The sequence below is a fragment of the Parashewanella tropica genome, from assembly GCF_004358445.1.
Taxonomy (GTDB): Bacteria; Pseudomonadota; Gammaproteobacteria; order Enterobacterales; family Shewanellaceae; genus Parashewanella; species Parashewanella tropica.
Window position 1 is genome coordinate 2388030 of record NZ_CP037951.1, and the last position, 23913, is coordinate 2411942.

The following is a 23913-nucleotide window of genomic DNA, read 5'->3' on the forward strand; positions in this document are numbered from 1 at the left end:
TTTTTCTGTATTACAAGATGCGATGGCTTAATTAACCTAAAGCGTTAACACTCAAGTTTGATAACACATTGCGCTTATCATCGATATCCACTGCATCCACGTTACCGCCATTTTCAGCAAGGAAAGTTGCTGTAGCTTGTACCAATTTGCTGATATCAGCGGATTGTAAATCTTTATTCCCAACCTTTACATGCTCAATCGCTTTGCTCGTAGTGAAATGATCTTTAATTGTAACTTGATTAGCAACATTACCAAGTTTATCGTGATCATCACTGCCAAGCACGAGTACTCGTAAGTCATTACCGTTTCGGCGGAACACTAATTGATTCAAACTAAGTCCCTCTAGTTCAAGCGTGTCTTCGCCTTTGCTATCGATAATTGTATCTTGTCCATCTGTTTGCTTGTAGATATAAGTATCATTGCTCGTGCCACCACGTAATGTATCATTACCTGCACCACCAATTAAGGTGTCATCACCTCGTAAGCCTCGAATATCGTCATCACCAGCGAGGCCTTTCAGTACATTATCTTCAAAGCTACCATTGATTACATCATTGAATTTAGAGCCTGTTGCATTTTCAACATCTCTCACATGATCTTTAATTCCATTCGAAGTAGCCGTTTCAGCCTTAAGATCAATATTCACACTATGTTCTGAGGCTTCGTAGGTAACCGTATCAATACCTTCTCCACCTAAGATAATGTCTTTGGCTTTACCACCTGCTAAAGTATCGTCACCTGCACCACCATCTAACAAATTACTGTGCTTTAGAGAACCTTTGATACTATCATCACCGTCACCTGCCAAAATGTTCAGCCCCATATGAGCATTACTTGCGTGTAATTCATCATTGCCACTGCTACCAGCTAGAGTACCAGAACGGAAAGAGGTAGGTTGTACAAACCAGTTATTAGACACTACGTTTTGATAAGGTTTTCTTGTTCCAACAAATTCATTTCCATACTGTGTATGCTTATAAACAACAGTGTTTATAAATCCTTCTCTTAGTTGGGTTTTGTCTAAGGTATATACTGTCGCCCCTTTTAGAACAAAAGAGTTACTTCCTGTGTGTTGTTTTGAGAAATCACTGATACCCGTTAATCTTTTCACCCTAAATGGATTTTTAATTCCACCGTCACCTTGGTGTGAGAGAATTGAATACTCTAACTCAGCCGCATCTGTTTCAAATATATCAGCAATGTCCTGTAAAGAAATTCCAGATAAAGAGCCTAGGCGAGCGGCATTTTCTGAATTGATTCTGATATGACGAACATTTCTGCGTCTATAGCGGCCACTATCTGTTCGATTATGTTCACCCAAATCTAATGTAAAAGTACTGCCCGCGGCAAAGAAACCTTTGATCCTAACAGTATCATCAGAACCATTGACGAGAATAATTAAATCATCACCTTCTTTTGATGTTGTAAGGTTAGACAGGTTAGCGTTTAATTTTAGTACGTTTTCGCCATGAGTGTCTTCAATTACAGTATTACCTGTAAAGCCATTCAATAGATATGTATCGTTACCCTCACCACCATTGATATTACCACCATTGGCTTGTAGCTGATCGTTACCACCCGTTGCGACATTTGGAATGCTATCTAAAGTGATAGACTGTGTTCCAGTCAATTTTTCTACAACTGACTTAACCGCTGTACCGTCAATATTTGCACCATTTGTTAAGTTAAAACGCCCTAAAGGTGAAGGGGTTTTAAACCACTCACTGAGTAACGCAATATTGCTTCCATTATTCTGAATTAATAAACTGTCACCACTTCGAACAAAGCTGACATTTTTTATATCTAACTCACCTAAATTGATATTCAAATCTTTAGTTAAAGATTCTGCTCCTACAATTTGCAAAGGATCAGCTTCTAATGTGAGCTGAGAGCCACGGGTGACTTTTAACGTTGAAATGGCTTGCTTACTACTAATCACAGTTGAATCATTAATCATACCGCCAAATCTCAGTTCAGTCAGTGAAGCTAATGCGCCTATTTCGCTAGCCGTTAGTAAGCTACCATCACTTAACCTCAATCTTTCAATACCCGCTTTATTTTGAGCCCAACCTTTTAATGTCACAGAGTTTTTAAGTTGGCCAATAGTTGTAGACTTACCATCATCAATGTAGATTTTTAAATCATCGCCCTTTTGCACGACGAATAGTTTTTCTGCTCGATCAACTTTAAGTGCGATGGTATCAATGCCATTATCAGTGCCACTATCCTGAACAACATCATGATCATCGCCGACTAAGTAACGATCTGACCCTGCACCACCATCTAAAGTATCATTACCCCCTAATCCAGCGAGCTGATCATTACCATGACCCAGACGGAAAGTATCAGCTTTATTTGTACCAATGTAATTTTCAACTTCTCGAATGGTTTGTCGGCCTACAACTTCATTTTTGTCATTTTTGACAACAGCCTCTACAGCCCCATTTACAAATGTTGTTTCTACATGCTTATCGCGTAATAAAGTCCAACTTGCCGTATCGTTACCCGAACCACCAAAGAAAGTATCGTGCCCCGTATTGTCAATGTTGCCAACAGAAAGTAAATCATCTCCATGCCAGCCTTCTAAGCGGTCATTACCTTCATAGGAAACCAAAACATCATTACCGTGATTACCAATCAAGGTGTCATTACCTTTGCCACCAGTGATGGTATCGTTACCATGACCACCATCAAGTCTGTCATCTAACACTGAGCCACTGATTGTATTGTCTAAATCATTCCCTCGAGTGTTTCTTAACTGGTTAAGTATGTATGACAACAGATCAGAAGTGGTTAGCTGCGCATCTGTAAAGCTTATCGCTGGGAAACGAATAGACAAATTACTGGCTAACAGATTAAGTTCTGTTTCATCCCAGTTACCATTTGCATTCACACTACCACCAAGTGTTGTTAAGGCAATCTTCGCGAGTATTTTTCCTGCCGATACAAACTCCACATTATCGCCATTAATGCGTAAACCAACTTGCGATTGCTTTAATCCACCAAATACTAGGCGGTTACCACTGTCTTCTTCAATGATTTGGCTGGCATTTGAGTTTGCCGTAATCAAATAAGTATCTCGGCCTTTGCCACCTTTAAGAGTGTCTGTTCCACCTGCTGCGATCAGAGTGTCATCGCCTTTTCCACCTTCTAGGTAATCGTTATCAGTTAGCCCCGTTTGACCATCACCGACCAGAACATCGTTACCGTCACCACCATAAATAGAATCAGCACCAGCAAGACCAATCAAGGTATTGGCTTCTTTGTCACCATAAATACGGTCTGCAAAGCGGCTGCCTTGTACATTTTCAACATTGACGATGATGTCTTCTGCATCATCCTGCCAATTAAGACTATTAAAGTGATTAAAGAAATTAGTTGTGTATTGTTCAGGGTTCGCTTTTAGTGCAGTCCTTGCTGATTCAACAAGTTGATCATAAGGCAGGATTACCCTTTTCAAGCGGACGATAACCCCTTGAGTACGTTCGGCTTCAGAATAATGAACAGTATCAATACCTTTACCGCCATTAATTCTATCTCTTCCTAAACCACCGATGAGTTGATCATCTCCTCCTTCAGCAAGAATGACATCTTCCCCCTCATTACCAATAAAAGTATCAGAGTTGTCACTGCCAAAGAATTGGTCATTACCTTTAGAACCACTGAAAATTTCAATATTCTTAAAGCTTGAAATCAATTGGTTATTACCAGATTTCAAACCTCTAATAATGTTGTGAGCTAAGTCAATTCTGACACCATGGTCTGGCTCGAAGAAGCGGAAATCAAGCGTATCTGTATCGGCGCCACCGTCAATGGAATTACCAACAACAGATACAGGGGCACTGGCTGATGTTTTGCTTGTCGAGTAATTGCGCACAATAAAGGTGTCATTGCCTCCATGGCCTTCTATGGTATCTTTACCACTTCCACCATCAATGACATTGGCACTGTTGTTCCCAATCAAATGATCGTCAAACTTTGAGCCTTCAAGATTTTCGATACTTTCTAGAGAGTCTTCATCTCGGCCTGCAATCGTTGACTTATTTGTAAATAAGCTCGCCTTGATTCCACCATAATGACCATGTAATGGCCCTTTAATATCAGCCCATGATGCGGTATCCGAACCCTCGCCACCTTTCAGTACATCACGTCCTAAGCCACCGAGTAGGATGTCATCACCACCACGACCTTCAAGGACATCGTTACCTTCACCCCCACGTAAACGATTACTTGTCTCAGTTCCTCTCAGAGTATCTTGATATTTAGTACCTGTGATGTTTTCAAATTCATATATTGATTCAGTTCTTACCAAGGTTTCATCTGCAGCATTAAGTGCTTGTGAATGCGGAATATTGCCGTCAATACTAACATTGGTTTCTCTAACAACAGTCACTTTATTGGTATTGGTAGCTAAATCCACTTCTGCTTTATGAGATTTAAGCTTAGTAAACTCAAATCCACCAAGAAGATCAAATCTAATACCGCCATTGGAATCAAAAATGATCTGAAGGCTTCGATTTTTCTCTTTAGAAAACGGCAAGCTGATTGTGCGGTCATCGGACGAAATTGTCTTAGGAAATGCACTGTGATAAATCCAATGTTCACGATAAGAGTTACGGAATCCAGTGCGGTTGATGGTAAGTGTTTTGCCAACGACCTCTACTACGATTTGGCTAACCTCGTTACCATTTCGGATAATCTTTTTAATCGCAAAGGCTTGCCTGCCTCCTACTCGCACACGAACAGGCGAATTAGCGTTATTAAAGCTGCCATTGTTATTAACCTGTAATACACTACGTCGAGATACATTGGTTCTCGGGATGATGTTCTTGTATCTTGCTAAATCGCTTTCTACACTGACACCAAAGGTATCATTACCACTGCCACCGTAAAGAGTGTCTTGTCCGCTACCGCCATAAATAACATCGTGCCCACCATTTCCGTATATTAAGTCATTGCCACCACGACCTGATAAACGGTTATTAGCGCTGTTACCACGGAATACATCGTCTTGATTACCGCCAATTAGTCCTTCGATACTCGTTAGCTTATCTTCTTGAACTGGTACTCGGACATAATAGGATTCAGATCTTAGAGTGTTAGGAGTTGGATTGTAATAACGAACTCTTCTTTCTAGTTCTCTTCGGTGAGCATGGGTTCCATTATTTCCGTCCTGTAGATTGACTTCCCAAGCGATATTCCTATCACGGCTATCGCGGCTAAAATCAACGGTATCAAAACCTTCTCCACCTATTATCGTGTCACTACCTTCACCACCAGATAAAATATCATCTCCATCACCACCAGTGATGGTATCGCTACCAGCGCGACCTTCAAGTACATTATTGTCATTGTTACCGATAATAATATCGTCATGTTTACCTGTTATCGCACTTTCGAAGTTGGCAATATGATCGACCGTAGTTCCGGTTTGATGTCGCTTTACAGAAGACTGACTGCCTCGTAAATCCACTTTCACCGCAGAGTCTGCATCACTAACATCATAGGTATCATGTCCGCCCTTACCATCTAAGTTATCAACACCACCTTTCCCTTTAACAATATTATCCTTGGCATTGGCATTAATGGTATCGGCTTCGTTAGTCCCTTCAAAATTCTCAATATTGAGAATATCAGTTCCTTGAATGATACGATGGAACAGTAACAGTAGCTCTGGCGCGCTGACATCATTATAGGTTCCAAAATCTAACTTAGATAAAAGAGAACCATTAACCACAATGTGCCCACGATAACTGGTAGCACCATTACGAATCCGAACTAATATTTGATCGCCATCGGTATAAATATCTGAACTCAGTTTATAAACTCGTCTTCTCAACACGGTACTTCTAATGTGTATCCATGTTGAAACATCTTGCATCAAGGCCTGCTGGCTTTTACCTTGATCTAAATGAGATGAAAATAACTGGCTACGCTCACTTGCAGATAAGCTTTGATCTTCTCTAATCCCCGGTAAATCATTATCGGTTCTTCCTTGCGAGATACGTGTTAGCTTATCTAATAAACGATCACCAAATCGCCAATTAATGTGATTGGTCGTATTAGCATCAATCGCATGCTCATTGAAATCTTCAATTAGAAAAGTAAATAAACCACGATCATCATTCCGACCAACGGCTCTTAACGTCGCAAATGGACCGATACCACCTTCTACTCGAAAGTCATCGCTGCTGAGAGGTGTATCACTGCCATTAGGTCGAAGTATCGCCTCTGCGTGATTTCCATTCAGCTTAAAACCAAGTTTAGGTAAATTAGTCTGAATGCGGTGCCCCCATTCATTAAAGACAATATGCTCAGGTAGTTCATCTGCAACGAGGGTGTCATTACCCGCACCACCATCAGCACGAATATCAATACCCACTTCTGTAATAAGTCTGTCATTACCCGGCCCGCCTTCTAAAATATCAGCACCTGGACCACCATCTAAAATATCATTCCCTTCACCTCCTCGGAGGACATCATTACCTGCTCGTCCTTGCAGTAAATCATTCCCTCTTCCTCCGATTAAGGTATTACCGACTGAAGTATTATCAATTACAGCAATGTTTTTAATAACATCTGGTGCAGCATGACTTAAATTGGTGATAAATCTCTGGCGCAAATTCTTTAAATTTGTATTGTATATGTCGCCATCAATTCCAGCTTTTTTGGCATCAATTTGATATTCCAATGAGTCATAACCTTGCTCACGTAAATCATCGACCAACTCAGCATATTGTTCTTTAAAGGCATCACTTTTAAGGAAATTTTGAAAATCTGCTTCTGAGTTTCTAAACAATGGTAGTAAGAAACCTATTACGGTATTTAGCAAGCCGACACCAACATTAATTACATCCAATACCGCAGAAATAATGGTGCCTACAATTGGAATGAAGTCTAGAACAAAGCTAGCACCATCAAGGATGATTGAAACACCATCTAACGCGGCTTGTACAGCCAATACCGCTGCTTGCCCGTGTTGTCCCTCTTTTCTTGCGTTATCTGCTGCAATCGCATTTTTGGTTAAACTGTGGATCCCTGTAGCAATCGCTAATGCTGCACCTACGCCTGTAACAAAACGAGCTGCATAAGTCGCACCTTGAGTTGCATTTGATCCCAATTCTATCGCTGTACTAGGATTCAATAGTGCTTTAACAACATCATTGCTCGTACTGCTGGCAAGCTTTTTACCAATAAAACGGTAAATACCGTAGGTCAGTTTTGCCGTTCCCAACGCGGCACCTGCAAATCTAACAGCAGCTCCTGAAGTATTGCCGTCTTTTAGCTTTTGAGTAGCGGCATAAAAGCCGAGTCCAGACGAGACCGCACCAAAGCCAAGACCCGCAAAGGTGGTACCTAGTTTTATTTTTCCTGCTATTGCTGATAGTTTGGACGTCTTAGTTAAGTTTTTGGTTATTTTAGAAAGATCTTTCAGTTCTTGATCTGAAAAGTCCTTTAAAATTTTACTGTGGCGTAGACCATCTTTTAGGGGGAGATTACCGACTAAACTGCGATATTTGTTAAGTAAAGCTATATTACTAATGCCTCTTAAAGAGTCAATACTCGATAAGGTGCTTGGTAACTGTAATACCTCGTCTTTAATTACTGTTAGGTTAGAACCTGTGCCACTAAAATAGTCGCTGAGCCCATGTGCTCTTTCCCCAGGTGTTGAACCAAGATCAGGCACTAAGTTACGTCGGCTTAATTCTGCTGCAACATGATCACGAATTGGATTTTCGCTTGCAACAGGACGAGCCAAATCACGTGCTATATTATCTGGCGTTTTCTTTTTCATCGCCAATAATTTTTTAAACTCTTCTGTTTGATCTTTAAAATAATCAGCTTGATCTGGAGTTTGACCAGGCTTTACTTTAGTTGGGTTAAGTAAACCATCATCCGCATCTTTCGCGAATTTTTTTACTTCGTCGTCATTCAATGCTGTTTTTAGCTCTTGCGCTAAATCTTCAGCACCTGCATTCTTCAAAGCATCGGTTACTTTTGTAATCAAGTCTTGCGTAGATAAGTTTGCTCCTTCTGCAACTACGTCTTTTATGATTTTTGCCAAGCCCGAATTAAACTTTTTTTCTATTGAGCTAAGCTCGGCTTCACTTTTCTGATCAAGAGCATTGATTCTCTGATCAAGGGTATTATTGGTTGTCATGGCAAACCTCTCACTGCTGAGCCTATAAAAATTGCCGCAAGTATAAGAAGCCTATTTATTGAATGAATGGCGCTACACGACAAGATTTTGTCGTATTAAGGGAATGTTGATCTAGATCACAACTATTCGATATATGACTTATCAAAATTACTGCCGTATCAAAAATACTTTACAAATACGCCACACCTCAAATTGTATTTCGGCATTTAGAACGCTTGATCCCATATTTATGGATTAATGAGCGCGACAACACAGATTCGTCAGAGTAACCGAGACGTTCAGCAATATCGGCTAACGTTAACTTTTTATCTTCAAACAATTCTAACGCCAACTCTAAGCGAACTAATTGAACAATCTTACTAAAAGTTAAATCCATGTCCTTCAATCGGCGCTGTAATGTTCTCACTGAAATATTTAACTCGCTCGCAGCAAGATCTAAGTTGTAATCCATTTCGGAAATTTTTTCTCTTATTAAACTTTTAAGAGGAAGCACAAGTTCCTTATCAAAAACGAGATAATTTCTAATGGCTTCTCTTATCTGCTTGTTAATTGTTTCCCCTGCCATTTGCAGTGAAATATGCATATCTTTTGTTGGGATTATGATGGCATCAACACAACAATCAAAATAGCATTCTAAATTCAAAGCTTGTTCGATCCCTTTAAATTCAAGCCCACGACGAAAGCACGTCTTTATGGGTTGATAGCTTTCCCCCATGCTCAACCTTAGTAATGACACTAAACGTAAAATAGCACTTACAGCAATAACATCTCTTAAGTATTTTACTATTGGTTGGACAACGTTGATTTGGATAATCGTAATCTCATCTTCAACTTTAACTTCTAAGCGCATGTTCTTATCTTGCAATGGGTAGAAGTTCTCTAGAGCTTTAAATCCTTGTTCAAGTGTTGGAGATAATAAAAAAAGAATCCCTAAAGGCCCAAGTGTATCAGGAGAAAAACTCAGCCCTATTTTGATTGGAAAGTCAGAACAGTGTAATTGCGAGGCAATTGATAAATAGAGCTTTCTCGTTCGAGTTGCAGGTATCCAAGCTCGCTGTTCGATTAACTCAAAGTTAATCCCTGAACGTTGCTCCAAAGAAGCAATATCAAGCTGTAAATGCTCTGCAACCCGCTTTAAAGCAAGGGCATCTGTTGGTAATGAATACCCCATTTATCGCTCCTTCAACGCTTCATCTTGATAACGTAAGAACGGCGCTAAGAAAAACTCAATCAATCTCCTTTTACCGGTTTTCACTTCTGCACTTAAAGTCATCCCCGGTTGCAAAGGCACCCATTTATCATCAACTAAGATTTTTTTCTGTTTAAGGATTACACGCATTGGGTATACAGGTCCTTGCTTTTCATCATTAACAGCATCCTGAGTTATTGAACGCACAGTGCCATCAATCAAGCCATAACGAGTATAAGGAAAACTATCTATTTTAAGCTCGACAGTCTGACCGTTATGAATGAATCCAATATCTTTGTTTAATACCATGGCTTCAGCTTCAAGTTTTGCTCCATCAGGAACGATCACCATTAATGGTTGCGCAGGTTGAACAACACCTCCGATGGTATGGACTTGAAGTTGCTGAACAGTGCCATTTACAGGAGAGGTGAGATAGCGATTTTGCTCACGCTCTTTGGCTTTCAATAAGGTCAAAGTACCTGTTTGAACTCTTTGCTGTGCTTGTTGTAGCTGTTGTACTCGCTCTCGTCGAAATTCAAAGCTCTTAGTTTGACGCTCGGTTTTTAACGCTTGTAATGACGCTTTTGCTTCTTGTAGGCGACTTATCTGCACCACCAGACTTTGCGTAGTCTCAATTTGCTTTTCTTTAAAATTTAGCCATTCAAGTTTAGATACATGACCCTTTTTAAGTAACTGTCGAATCGCTTTTTCTTGCTCGCCGAATAATGGTTCAAGCGTTTTTAGTCGCTGAATTTCCGCTTTAACGGCACCAATACTGGCTTTTCTCTGATTTAAGGTTTCTTGATAAGTGGTATCTGTGCTAAAGAAGTAATCTAAATCTCTGTCAAGTAAACGCTGTTGTAGTACCCACTGAGGAGTATCAACGTCTTTCACCCAAGGCTTGTGCTGCGATAACAACTCGGCCCTCAAATCTGGTGCAGTGGCTTTTCCTGAGCTAATGATTTTCAAGACCAATTGTAATCTTGATTCGTCTAATTGTGCTTGCCTAAGTTCATATTCAATTTGTCTAACATCAACCTCAGATTCAGTGGGGTCTAATTTTATGAGCTTTTGCCCTGCTTCGACATGCTGTCCATCTTGCACATAAATATCTTCAACTTTACCAATATCTAAAGGCTGAATCGCTTTAACTTGTCCTACGGGAATGAGCTTACCCATTGCCACGGCTTCAGTATCAATTTTTCCAAACCACGCCCACAATATGGCGATTGCAAATAGCGCCATAATCAACCATGCCGTTGTACGCCCAGCTGGAGAGGCTGGTGTTTCTAGGATTTCTACAGCCGCAGGTAAAAACTCAAGTTCATCATCTTTTCGTTCAATACGATGCTTTTCGTTTTCCTTTTCTTGTGCTTTTGAAGCGCTCCAAATTTCACGGATTTTTTTTAGTCCTTCAAACATTAGGAAGCCTCCCCACTTTGTGCCGCCCACAATATTGAATAACGGCCGTTTTGAGCCAATAACTGCTCATGAGAACCGTCTTCAATGACTTTGCCGTCTTCAATCGTTATGATTCTGTCGCAACTGCGAACGGTAGATAGACGATGAGCGATGATTATCACTGTCCGTCCCTTGCAAATGGATTGCATGTTTTTCTGAATTGCACTTTCTGACTCATAATCTAGTGCAGAGGTTGCTTCATCAAAGATCAAAATACGCGGATTAGTAATAAGTGCTCTAGCGATGGCAATTCGTTGTCGCTGCCCACCCGATAATCCTGCACCACGCTCACCGATTTCCGTGTCATAGCCATGGGACAATCCCAAAATAAACTCATGAGCACCAGCCAGCTTCGCAGCATTGATGATTTGATCCATTGAAAGTGATGGATCTGAAAGAGCAATGTTATCTTTAACGCTACGGTTAAAAAGAACATTTTCTTGAAGAACGACTCCGACTTGCCTTCTAAGCCAAGCAGGATCGAGTAAGGCTAAGTCATTACCATCAACCAACACTTTGCCCGCCTCTGGAATATAAAGACGCTGGATAAGCTTGGTTAACGTAGACTTTCCAGAACCTGAACGCCCGACAATACCGATAATTTGCCCAGCTGGAATGGTTAAATTCACTCCTCGTAAAATCTCAGGGCCTAAAGGTGTATAACGGAATACGATATCTGAAAACTTAATTTCACCTTGAACAGGTGGCAGGTTTGGCCTGTCTAAATTCTGCTGGGGTTCTTGAGGGACATTAAGCACATCACCTAGCCTATCCAGTGAAATTCGGAATTGCTGAAAGTTTTGCCATAACTGAGCAAGACGAAGGATCGGTGCAGCTACTTGCCCTGACAACATATTAAACGCAATCAACTGCCCAACACTAAGCTCGCCTTTAATGACCAATTGTGCGCCTTGCCAAAGTAACACTACTGTGACAATTTTTGATACCAATTGTACCGCCTGACCACCAAAGGTACCCAGTACAACACTTCGAAAGCTGGCCTTAACATAACCTGATAACTGTTCCTCCCAACGCTGTCGCATTTGAGGTTCAACTGCCATGGATTTAAGGGTTTCCATACCCGTGACGGACTCAGTTAAAAAGGATTGATTTATCGCGCCACGTTGAAATTGTTCCTCCGTTCGCTTCCGAATTTCGGGAGTAAGTAGTACAGAAATGATGATATAGATTGGGATAGAACCAAGCACTATCCACGAAAGCATAGGGGAGTAATAAAACATTACCGCAAAGAACACGAAGGTGAATAATAAATCCAACACGACGGTGAGAGCGTTGCCAGTTAAAAAAGAACGAATATTTTCTAGTTCTCTGACTCTTGCCACCACTTGACCGACTGGCCGAGTATTAAAATAAGCGATTGGTAATCGCAACATGTGATCGAATAGCCTTGCACCTAGTTCGACATCTACACGACTTGTTGTATGAGAGAAAACATAGGTTCTTAGCCCACCGAGTATGATCTCGAAGAAAGTAATGACCAACAAACCAAAAGCCAGAACATCAAGGGTTGTCAAACCTCGGTGTACCAGAACCTTATCCATTACTACTTGAAAAAATAACGGTGTGATCAAAGCGAAAAGCTGGATAAACAGTGATGCAACTAGCACCTCTTTAAACATCTTTCGATATTTGACAACAACAGGGATAAACCAAGAAATATCAAACTTTCGTGATTTCCCAGCTAGCATGGCTCGGCGGGTCATAAAAACGGCTGTGCCATCCCAGCGCTGCCAGAGCTCTTCCATCTCTAATTGTTCAGGCTGCTGGTTTAATGGACTTTGAATCAACGCCTTGCCATCGCGAATGGCGGCGACTAAGAAAAACTGTCCTTGGTTATCTTGAGCAATAAAAGGAAATGGCGCTTTTTCTAATCGTTTTGGCTTAACTTTAACCTGCCTTGCTTTGATTTTAAGTTGCTTTGCCGCTCTCACTAAACGAATAATATCGACATCATCGCCATCGGGACAAAATTCATGGAGTAGTGTTTGCGGATCGGCTGGTTTTTCTAGATATTGCAACATCATGGTCAAACACAATAAGCCTGTCGGAACATTTGGCTCTGCTGCTTGTTCTTCAATTTCAGGAGTGGACTCTTGATTCATATACAGGTACTCCTAGTTTTAAATTTATCAAGAATAGTAAGCACGTCCGTGTGTTGAAAGTTTTGATGCTTGTTCGTCGCCAGCTCAGATAAAAGAAGTTGTAATTGATCCAATACTGGTTCCCAATCACCTGGCGTTTGCTGACGTAAAATTCTCATTGACGGGTACCAACGGCATGTATAGGTTTCGGGAAAATACATCCACCCCGGTTTATATTGAAGTAAGTTGATGATTGGCGTATCAATACTACCTGCAAGGTGAGCACAAGCACTGTCTGTCATCACTAATAAGTCGAGTTGTTTAAGTACCGCTGCCGTATCTGCAAAATCATCTAACTCACTACCAAAATCAGGTACAAGTACTTGTATACCCAATTCTTTCAGATCTGATTCTTTGGGCCCCTTTTGAAGGCTGTAAAACCTAACTTCTGGTAAAGATTCGAATATAGGTAATAAGCTTGAAAGTGATATTGAACGTTTATCGTTATCGCCATAAGTAACGCTTCCAGACCAAATAATACCAACCTGTAAATGTTGTCTTTCTGCAAGCAAACGTTCACTCAAGTGATTTGTAATTGATTCTGGAGCATATAACTTTGGTGGTAACGGCTCTTGGCCTAAAAACAGCCCAGGCAAACTCATTACAGGGCAATACCAATCGATACCATCCCTTTCTGCGTCCACTGAAAGTAAAGTTACCGATAATGTTGAAAAGAGTCGCATTAATGGGGACTTACACTCAAGTATGACCTCGCCTCCTAATTGACTGGCTAAGAGAATATACCGAGCACAGAATATTGTATCGCCAAAGCCTTGCTCTGTAAGAAGTAACAGTTTTTCTCCCTTGAAGGGCTGTCCTTGCCAACGCTTACAATGACTAGGGACATTGGGTGGTGGTAAGTCTCCAGTTTTCCACCTAGCTTCGAATGCAGGAAACCCCTCACTAAACTTCTGCATCATCAGTAAAACTAGCGATCTATCCCATTGCAAATTAGGATTATCAGCTTGTTTAGAAAGACACGTATCCAATTCCTGTAACGATGCTTCAAATTGCTTGCCTTCCCTTAATGCAATCGCCAAATTATGTCTAAAGGTCACATTTTCAGGGTCAATATCTACAGCTTTTCGAGCATGATAGATTGCGTGTTCAACTCGATTGTTGTCTTTTAAAACGTTTGCCATGTTACTTAAAATCCCTGCATCATCGGGATTTATTGCAAGCGCTCGCTGATAGCATAGTAAAGCAAGTTCATACCGCTTAAGTCTGCGATTTAAAACACCCAAGTTTATCCAAGCTGATAGGTGATTCGGCTTTTGAAACAGCAATTGTTGATAACAAGAATGAGCTTGTTCAATTTTACCTTGTTGATGAAGCTGAATAGCCTGAGTGAATAAAACGTCACTATTGTCGGATTGAACGTTCATTTGATCATAAGCCTAAAAGTTGTGACGCATTCCAAATAAAGCTACAAAGCTTTATTGCATGGAACAATCAACTTTTAGGCTTGAATACGAGTTGTGTGACGCAAATCATGACTGCTTAGCCACTGGGAGAAATTACTGATTAACAATTGATTGAATTAGTCTTTTTACTCTAATCGTTAGTATTTTTACTCAGTTAAATTATCACTATAAATTAACTTGCTTGTTGTTATTTTTACAATATTTATGAACGAAAGATAACCGAGCACTTTTAACGTTCAGGTAATAAATGTATTAAAACGAGGGCTAAATCTAAACTCCTATAAACCTTGAATGAATTTTAATGCAGATGAACCAAGTTAGTCATAAGTGATGAGAGAATGTTTTATTTCGTTATCGTAAACTTTATTGAAGTGTAGCTTAAGCCAGACACAAAAAAGCCCGCTGTTGCGGGCTTTAATAAATACTTTCTTATTATTAATCTTGCTCTTCTTGCTGAACAAGTGACTCATCTAGAGGTAGAGTGCTGATTACTTCATCTTTGATTTGGTAATAAGCTTCATGATTTTCGTAGTTTGCCATTTGTTGCTCCGCAGCTTGTGTAGGGTACAAAGGTTATTGTTGTTCTTTGTTGCTGCGGATTATAGCAATACAAAAGCAAACATTACAGAAAACCTTCAGTTTTGTAAGCGTATTGTGTGTTCTACGTATCAAACAACAGTGTTTCATCACAAAAACCTGAAAGACTTTCAGCCTTTTCTCTTGTAATGAAACACCTTTAACGACTTTTCTTCATCTATGTCGGTGTAAACAAGCGGATTTGAAATACGCTCGACGAAAGTTACATCACACATTGCTTCTTCTACCTGTTGCTTCAAAAACGTTTGTGTTAATTCAGGTGCATTTAAGCATAAAAGTAATTCGCACTGTTCTGACATCAGCTCAGGTAATCTACGAAGTAATCTTACATAGTCCTTTGTAGCTACAAATGAACCTTTTTGATTACTTGGCGGATCGGCAATAATTAAATCGTATGGTCCTTGTTTTTTGAGCTTACCCCAAGACTTAAAAATATCATGACCATAGAAACTCGCATTTCCAACAAAGTCATTAAGGTTATGATTGCGTTTTCCTATTGATAGCGCCCCTTTGCTCATATCAATATTTACTACTGATTCTGCCCCACCAGCTAATGCTGCAATAGAAAAGCCACAAGTATAGGCAAACAAGTTAAGCACTTTTTTGCCTTGTGCGTTTTGTTGCACCCACTGGCGACCATTTCTCATATCAAGAAAAAGACCGTGGTTTTGCCCTTTTAATAAATGAACGTTAAATTGATTACCATTTTCAGTGACGATATGAGATTCAGGCACTTCACCACAAATCAGTTGTGTTTCTGTGCCTAAACCTGAGCGAAACTGATAAACCAAATTTAAAGGTTTTTGGGTGGTTAGTTGTTGCCATCTTTGTTTGATGGCATTCACTATTTGCTCAAGTTCACTATCCTCTAACAGTTTAAAACTCGTTATTAACAAAACAGGTTCAAACCAATCCAAGCACAAATGCTCTGATTGAGGATACCTTCCGCCTCGGCCGTGAAACAAGCGCTGGGTATCTTGAGGAATTTCAAGTTGCTGAATGAATGTTATAAAAGACTGCATCGACTCAGTGATCCAATAATTGAGAAATCTAATTTAGAAATTAACTAAATCAAGAGTTAACTAAATGACGATATTTAATAAGAAACTGCTGGCACAATGCTGGCGCGTTGATGTTACTCATCATGGTGAGTTTTTGTCGAACTTGCATTACTTCAGATGCTAATGCAATGACACCTGATTGTAATAAGGCATCATTGTATTTTCCTTGAAGCACAAACTGACGAAGCACCAAATATAGGACATCTAAAGCATCAACAATATCTTGGTCATTAGTTGCAAGAAAACTCTGGCTTAAATGCCCAAGGCTCAAGCTTTCTGACCAAGCTTTTCGATAATTGAGCAAAGCTTGATAGTGACCAGAATCAATAGCCAACATCAGTTCGAGAGGCCCCCCAACGAGAGGAATGCACCAAGTAGCATCACCTTTGACATCAGAATGTTGACTTAACCAATCTAATATCTGCTTTTTATCCGGCTTTTTAATTGCTAGCTTTTGACAACGACTCGAAATCGTTGCCATCAATAAATTAGGTGAGTCCGTTTGCAGTAAGAGCAAGGTATCGTCACCGGGCTCTTCCAAGGTTTTTAACAATGCATTTGCCGCCGCTTGGTTCAACTTTTCGCAATGATGAATCACCGCCACTCTACGACCACTTTGTTGTGCTGTAGTTGCAAGACTTTGGCAAAGCTGACGAACTTGATCCACCTTGATTTGGCTTCCATCTGGTTTAATGGTGTGTAAATCAGGGTGATTTCCAGCTTCAACTAGATGACAGCCCCGACAAAAACCACAAGCGCCTTTTGACGTGAGCTTTTCGCATAATGCCGTTTGCGCAAGGTGTGCCAGCAATAACTCAGCTCCATAGCCAGATTCGATGCCCAACAGCTGTGCATGTGGCAAGCTATCACTATTCAGCTGATTATAAAAAACCTGCCTTGCATCATCTAACCAAGAGAGTTGAGTTAATTTAACCATGGCATCGCCTGTAGTGCGCTAATAATGTCTTTATGAACTTCGGTAATATTCTGACTTGCATCAATCACATAAATAGAATCATCTTTTGATGCTTCTTGTAAATATCGAGCTCTAGCACGTTGGAAAAAATCCAATTTTTGTTGTTCAATTCGATCGAGCGCTCCTCGGTTTGCAGCACGTGACAAACCCAATTGAGGATCGATATCCAAATACAAGGTTAAGTCAGGTTTAAATCCTTGCAAGGTAATTTCACTTAATGAATCTACGAGGTTGGATAAACCGCGCCCTCCTCCCTGATAGGCTAATGAAGATAAGTTATGCCTATCTCCAATCACCCATTCACCTTTATCAAGTGCTGGTTTGATCACGTTGGCAATCAGCTGTGCTCTTGCGGCATAAATAAGTAAACATTCTGATTCATCACAAAGAGGATCATTGTCATCAGCTACTTTTACTAGATCACGCATTTTTTCAGCCAATGGTGTGCCACCCGGCTCACGAGTGCAAACAATGGTTTGCCCAGTGTGTTTTTCAATATAATCACGAACTAAATTGATGGCGCTAGATTTTCCAGCACCTTCAAGGCCCTCAATAACAATAAATTTGCCTTGTTCTACGGTCATTTTCTATTTCTCTGGTACTGATTCACAGCACGATTGTGTTGTCTTAATGTTTTAGAAAAAATATGACTGCCATCATTTCTAGAAACAAAATATAAGTAATTTACATCAGCAGGATGCGCTGCGGCTTGAATGGATGCAAGACTTGGTGCCGCAATTGGAGTCGGTGGCAACCCATTTATTCGATAGGTATTAAATGGTGTTTTTTCCCTAAGATCTTTACGAGTAATATTTCCCTTAAACCTTTCACCCATTCCATAGATAACCGTAGGATCCGTTTGCAGACGCATTCTCTTGCGTAAACGATTATTGAATACCGCTGAGATGATATCTCGCTCACTCGGTTTTGCCGTTTCTTTTTCGATGATGGATGCCAAAATTAGCAACTCGTATGAATTACTAACCTGAACATTTTTAGCTCGATTATCCCAAATTTGCTGTAATTCAGCCTGCATCTTTTTATAGCTTTGGTTAAGAATATCCACCAGCTTTGTCGAAGACGTATATTGATAAGTATCTGGAAAGAACTTTCCTTCAGGTTTACCTGATGTGTCTCCATTGAGCTCCAAGACTTGTTCAAAAATGTTGTTATCCACTACCAGTCTTGGTTGACGTTGAAGCAGTGCTAACCATTGTTGAATCGTATGCCCTTCAATCAAAGTCACGCGATATTTTTTAACATCACCCGTGTTTAACTTAGTAATGAGTGAAAGCGGTGTATCTTGAGGTGTTAACTGATACACGCCTTTTTGTAGATTTTGATGTTCGGGGTAGAGCTTAAGGTAGAGTTTGAATTTCCAAACCTCAGTAAGATCTCCCTGACGTACCAGTTTATTTAGAGTTCCTGTCATCGAAGCGCCATTCTCGACCCACAATTCTCTCGATTCTGAGATTTTCATTGGCGTCTTCATGTATGCTTCGACTTGGTGCTTAACAACAAACACTGATGCAATCACAGTAATAAACAAAACAGAAAGCACTATTTTCAGCCATTTCATAAGCTGACTCCTAACTGAGATCTCAGAGTCTCAGTTATCGAACTTTTATCGAACACCTTGTCATCTATTTGCACAATATCAACCACGCCCATCAAGCTATTGGTGATAAAAGAATGTTGCATATGCTGAAATTTTTCTTTGGGGATGGACTGAACTTCAACGTGCTCACCAGATTCAAGTAACCTCTGAATGACTTGTTCACGCATCACGCCCGATACCCCACTTTTGGAAAGGCACGGCGTTAACCACTTTTCACCATCATGAAAAAAGATATTAGCCATTGATGATTCAATCACCATATCGTCAGTATCCATGACCAGCCAATCTTGAAAACCTTCACTCAATGATTGAGATTTGATCATCACTTGTTCTAAACGGTTCAAGTGTTTCATTCCAGCTAATATCGGTTGCTTAGCTAATTTGATAGCTGAACTTTGAAGCTTTATACCTTGCTTTTGCCAATTTGAATATTGTTCTGGCAGTGGAAATACTGAAACCAACTCAGTAACACTAGATGAATCAGGTGCTTGATAGCCTCGACCACCGACACCACGAGTAATGAGGAGTTTTAGCCCTTGCAAAGGATGTTGAAGCGAGACTTCCTTTAGATGTTCGAGTAAAGCTGAATTAGGACTCCAGTATTGCTGATCTACTTTTATATTTAGTCTAAAGGCGGCTTGAGTAAGCCGCTGGATATGAGTATCAAGAAACTGAATTTGCCCATGTGAATCTATTCGCATTGTTGCAAATAGTCCATCACCATAGGCCATTCCTCGATCAAAGGCGTTGCAATGCTTTCCCTGCAAATCAGATTCACTCTGACCATTAATCCATAACTTCTGCATTATCAATCCTGACTAATACGACTGGCTACAGCTTCTTGTTGATCTTTATACTTGGCACTTTTACGTTTGTTATAAGGTCTAGCTACTGGAGTAGAAAGTCGCTCAAAGTTCAACGCGCCAATGGTCATGTTTGGTCGCAATGCCAGCGGCAATTTGCCACTGTTGTAAAACTCTAAAACAATTTTTCCTTGCCAGCCTGGATCAATACGATGAGCTGTAACGTGTACCATCAACCCCAATCGAGCCAATGACGAGCGACCGTCTAACCAACCCACAATATCTGGGGGTAAAGTAACACTTTCATAAGTCACAGCGAGCGCTAATTCCCCAGGATGAAGGAAGAATGCTTCCCCATCAGGAATATCAATTTGCTCGCTCATAACTCTGTCTAGTGCCGCTTGCACATCAGCGCTAGGACCACTTAAATCAATGAATGGTGCGGTGTGATCTTTAAATACACGAAACTGATTACCTAATCGAACATCCATGCTGACTCCCGAAATAGCTTCGGGCTCTGGTCGTGGAGTAATAATAATTTCTTGGTTGTCTAACGCTTTTTCGATTTCAATATCAGTTAATCGCATTTCTAATTAGATTCCTTGTGCCAAATACAATGTCCTTCCACTAACATCAATAACCTTAGCTAGTGGGTTACTTCGCCAATAAATGCTGAATTCTGGCTTTTAAAATGTCGGTTGCAATACGGTTTTTACCGCCTCTTGGAACAATAATATCAGCATATTGCTTAGAAGGTTCTATAAACTGCATAAACATAGGGCGAACAGTCTTTTTATACTGTGAGATAACCGACTCCATTGTACGACCACGCTCTTCAACATCACGCTGTAAACGACGTAAGAAGCAGATATCTAGCGGAGTATCCATGAACACGCTCGCATCAAAAAGCTCTCTTAGCTTAGGGTCGGTCAGCAGTAAAATTCCCTCAAGAATAATGACTTTTTTAGGCGTGATATGGTTTGTCTCATCAGGCTTGCGAGTATGAGTTACATAGCAATATTGCGGGATCTCAATATCATTTCCCGCTTTCAGATCCAAAAGGTGCTCTCTAAGTAAAGCGTGATCCATAGACTGTGGATGGTCATAGTTAGTTTTAACTCTTTCTTCCATCGTCATGTGGCTTTGATCATGATAGTAGGCATCTTCGTTAATTACGGCAATTTGGTCCGTTCCTAGATCACGTCTAAGTTCATCAAAAATCGTCCTTGCAATTAAACTCTTTCCTGAGGCTGAAGCTCCTGCGATAGCGATGATCACACACTGCTGAGAATTCATACTTATACCTTACTCATCATCTGAAATACTAATAGAGACACTTGATTGTTGCTGAGCTGCAACTTGCTTCACAATTTGGTTAGCAATCTGAATATATAAATCACTAATGGCAGAGTCTGGGTCTGAAACCAAAGTTGGCTTACCCATATCCATAGCTTCCCGAATACTGAGTTGTAACGGTAATGCTCCCAAAAATGGAACTTGATATTGTTCTGCGGTGCGTTTGCCACCTTGTTCACCAAAAATAGGTTCTTGATGGTTACATTGGCTACAAATATGAATGCTCATATTTTCCACTACGCCCAAAATTGGCACGTTAACCTTTTGGAACATCTGAATCCCTTTCCGAGCATCAGATAAAGCAACATCTTGAGGTGTGGTTACGATTACGGCACCTGTTAAAGGCACTTTTTGAGATAGCGTTAACTGGATATCCCCAGTACCTGGAGGCATATCAACAAATAGATAATCTAGCTCAGGCCAAGCCGTTTCGTTCATTAATTGCGTTAATGCACCTGCCGCCATTGGACCACGCCAGATAGCGGCATCTTCACTGTTGATTAAAAAACCAATGGATTGAGCAGTAATACCGTGAACCGATGCTGCCGTCATTTTCTTATCACCAACCGCATCAGGCTTGAAGCTCTCTACTCCAAGCATAAGTGGGATAGACGGACCATAAATATCCGCATCTAATACTCCAACTTTCGCTCCAGTTTTCGCCATTGCAAGTGCAAGGTTTACCGTGGTTGTTGACTTACCAACACCACCTTTACCCGATGCAACGGCAATTACATGCTTAACCGATTTTAATAAAGGTGAAGAGTTCTGATTTGGTGGATTCATAATGCGTTTACGCAACCCGCAGAAAAATTTGCCCAAGTTTACCAGATAAACGTGATATTCGTCTTGTTGAGCGATTATTTTTAGAGCGAACACATCAATAAACTTAAATATTTATCCAAAGTATTTTTTTTGATTACAAATAAGCCCGCTAATCCACTTTCATTAATGAAAAATTCAAGCACATCAGTTAAGATGCCAGCAATTGTACGAAATATTTATACGAAATAAGAAAATGGCTGACACTCAACGCAAAATCTTAGCGACTTATGCACTTCCATACGCCAACGGCTCTATTCATCTAGGCCACATGCTTGGTTTTATCAAAACTGATATTTGGACACGTTATCAAAAGCTTCGTGGTCATGAATGTCATTTCGTTTGTGCTGACGACGCTCATGGCACCCCAATCATGCTTAAAGCTCAACAAATGGGTATTAAGCCAGAAGAAATGATTGCTGCAGTTCAAAAAGAACATGAGCAAGATTTTGCCGATTTTAGAATCGCTTTCGATAACTATCACACTACTCACAGTGAAGAAAACAAATCGTTGGCGAGTGAAATTTATCTTAAGCTAAAAGAAAACGGTTACATCAAGACGCGTACCATTTCTCAGCTATTCGATCCTGAAAAATCCATGTTCTTACCAGATCGCTTTGTAAAAGGCACTTGCCCAAAATGTAAGGCTGAAGAACAATACGGTGATAACTGCGATGTGTGTAGCGCGACCTATAGCCCGACAGATTTAATTAACCCTAAATCAGCGGTTTCTGGTGCTACACCAGTAATGAAAGATACTGAGCACTTCTTCTTCGACTTACCTGCGTTTGAAGACATGCTGAAAGAATGGACTCACTCAGGTTCACTACAACAAGAAATGGCGAATAAGCTGAATGAATGGTTTGAGCAAGGTCTACAACAATGGGATATCACTCGTGACGCACCATATTTCGGTTTTGAAATTCCAGGTGCTGAAGGCAAATACTTCTACGTTTGGCTAGATGCACCTATCGGTTATATGGGGTCATTCAAAAATCTGTGTGACAAACGTGGTGACTTAGATTTCAACGAATTCTGGAAGCAAGATTCTGATGCTGAAGTGTATCACTTCATCGGTAAAGACATCATGTACTTCCACAGCTTATTCTGGCCTGCAATGCTTAAAGGTTCTGGCTATCGCCAACCTAACAACGTGTATGTTCATGGCTTTGTCACGGTTAACGGTGCCAAAATGTCTAAGTCGAAAGGCACTTTCATCAAGGCTCGTACTTATCTTGAGCATTTAGATCCTGAGTACCTACGTTATTATTATGCAGCCAAGCTAAACAGCCGTATTGATGATTTAGATCTGAACCTTGAAGATTTTGCTCAACGTGTGAATTCTGACTTAGTTGGTAAATTAGTAAACCTTGCTTCTCGCACTGCTGGTTTTATCAAAAAACGTTTTGATGGAAAGTTAGCGGCTATCGAAGATAAAGCACTTATCGAGCAATTTATTGCTAAGAAAGATGCGATCGCTGAAAGCTATGAAGCCCGTGAATTTGGTAAAGCCATGCGTGACATTATGGCACTGGCTGATATCGCCAACGCTTACGTTGCTGAAATGGAACCTTGGAAGCTTATCAAGGAAGAAGACAAGCAACCTTTAGCTCACCAAGTATGCAGCACGGCATTAAATCTATTCCGTGTTCTAGTGACTTACTTGAAGCCTGTTCTTCCACGTCTATCACAAGATGTTGAAGCCTTCATGAATGTTGAACTGACTTGGGATAGCCTAGATGCTGATTTTGCTAACCATGAAATCAATGCATTCAAACCTATGATGCAACGTATTGAAATGGATAAAGTGAATACTATGGTTGAAGCGTCTAAAGAACACTTAGAAGCTGCGACTGCTCCTGCACAGCCAGAAGCTACAGGTCCACTTGCTGATGATCCAATCTCAGATACCATCGAATTTAATGACTTTGCTAAGTTAGATCTTCGCATTGCAAAAATTGCTAAAGCCGAACACGTTGAAGGCGCTGATAAACTGCTTAAATTCCAACTCGATTTAGGTGGCGAAACCAAACAAGTATTTGCGGGCATTAAGTCTGCCTATAACCCTGAAGATTTAGAAGGTAAGCTTACGGTTATGGTTGCAAACCTTGCTCCACGTAAAATGAAGTTTGGTATTTCTGAAGGTATGGTGTTAGCCGCAGGTCCTGGTGGCAAAGATCTTTGGATTTTAGAGCCCCATGAAGGCGCACAACCAGGTATGCGTGTAAAATAATTAACTCACACTAGCATCAGAGGGCTTAGTAAACAAAGCCCTCTGCTCTC

The 23913-nt window shown here is 40.5% G+C and carries 13 protein-coding genes and 1 pseudogene; 1 reads left to right on the forward strand and 13 read right to left on the reverse strand.

The window, feature by feature from the left end; genetic code table 11:
- Window positions 1-31: 31 nt before the first annotated feature.
- The 13 genes and pseudogenes from E2H97_RS18900 to apbC all read right to left on the reverse strand — a co-directional run.
- The gene (locus tag E2H97_RS18900; RefSeq protein WP_133407096.1) at window positions 32-8161 is read right to left on the reverse strand and encodes a calcium-binding protein; all 8130 of its coding nucleotides are present in this window, start codon (window positions 8159-8161) and stop codon (window positions 32-34) included.
- Window positions 8162-8348: 187 nt separating this feature from the next.
- Window positions 8349-9332 carry an AraC family transcriptional regulator gene (locus E2H97_RS10520; RefSeq protein ID WP_133407097.1) on the reverse strand — a complete coding sequence of 328 codons (984 nt, stop codon included), beginning with the start codon at window positions 9330-9332 and terminating at the stop codon, window positions 8349-8351.
- Window positions 9333-10772, reverse strand: coding sequence for an HlyD family type I secretion periplasmic adaptor subunit (locus E2H97_RS10525; protein WP_133407098.1), 1440 nt, complete (start codon window positions 10770-10772; stop codon window positions 9333-9335).
- On the reverse strand, window positions 10772-12934 hold the full coding sequence (locus E2H97_RS10530) for a type I secretion system permease/ATPase (RefSeq protein WP_133407099.1): 2163 nt from the start codon (window positions 12932-12934) through the stop codon (window positions 10772-10774). Before E2H97_RS10530 ends, E2H97_RS10525 begins: the two co-directional genes overlap by 1 nt.
- Entirely contained in the window at window positions 12931-14358 is a 1428-nt protein-coding gene (locus tag E2H97_RS10535; RefSeq protein WP_133407100.1) for a tetratricopeptide repeat protein, read from the reverse strand. Before E2H97_RS10535 ends, E2H97_RS10530 begins: the two co-directional genes overlap by 4 nt.
- A 746-nt stretch (window positions 14359-15104) precedes the next feature.
- The gene (locus tag E2H97_RS10540) at window positions 15105-16016 is read right to left on the reverse strand and encodes a class I SAM-dependent methyltransferase (RefSeq protein WP_133407101.1); all 912 of its coding nucleotides are present in this window, start codon (window positions 16014-16016) and stop codon (window positions 15105-15107) included.
- A 49-nt stretch (window positions 16017-16065) separates the two neighbouring features.
- Complete coding sequence (gene holB / locus E2H97_RS10545) at window positions 16066-16992, reverse strand: DNA polymerase III subunit delta' (RefSeq protein ID WP_133407102.1); 927 nt, start codon at window positions 16990-16992, stop codon at window positions 16066-16068.
- Window positions 16980-17615: a dTMP kinase gene (gene tmk / locus E2H97_RS10550; RefSeq protein ID WP_133407103.1), complete on the reverse strand. Its 636-nt coding sequence runs from the start codon at window positions 17613-17615 to the stop codon at window positions 16980-16982. The genes holB and tmk overlap by 13 nt, the downstream gene beginning before the upstream one ends.
- Window positions 17612-18610: an endolytic transglycosylase MltG gene (mltG, locus tag E2H97_RS10555; RefSeq protein ID WP_133407104.1), complete on the reverse strand. Its 999-nt coding sequence runs from the start codon at window positions 18608-18610 to the stop codon at window positions 17612-17614. Before mltG ends, tmk begins: the two co-directional genes overlap by 4 nt.
- Entirely contained in the window at window positions 18607-19455 is an 849-nt protein-coding gene (pabC, locus tag E2H97_RS10560; protein ID WP_133407105.1) for an aminodeoxychorismate lyase, read from the reverse strand. Before pabC ends, mltG begins: the two co-directional genes overlap by 4 nt.
- Before the next feature lie 2 nt (window positions 19456-19457).
- A complete protein-coding gene (gene dcd / locus E2H97_RS10565) occupies window positions 19458-20039 on the reverse strand; it encodes a dCTP deaminase (RefSeq protein WP_133407106.1) in 582 nt (193 codons plus the stop codon).
- A 67-nt stretch (window positions 20040-20106) separates the two neighbouring features.
- Window positions 20107-20748: a uridine kinase gene (gene udk, locus E2H97_RS10570; protein ID WP_133407107.1), complete on the reverse strand. Its 642-nt coding sequence runs from the start codon at window positions 20746-20748 to the stop codon at window positions 20107-20109.
- Between the two features lie 9 nt (window positions 20749-20757).
- Window positions 20758-21561: pseudogene (gene apbC / locus E2H97_RS10575) on the reverse strand (iron-sulfur cluster carrier protein ApbC); the annotation flags it as partial.
- Between the two features lie 250 nt (window positions 21562-21811).
- On the opposite strand from apbC, the gene metG reads away from it, so the two are divergent.
- Complete coding sequence (gene metG / locus E2H97_RS10580; RefSeq protein WP_281279962.1) at window positions 21812-23863, forward strand: methionine--tRNA ligase; 2052 nt, start codon at window positions 21812-21814, stop codon at window positions 23861-23863.
- The last annotated feature ends 50 nt before the right edge of the window (window positions 23864-23913 follow it).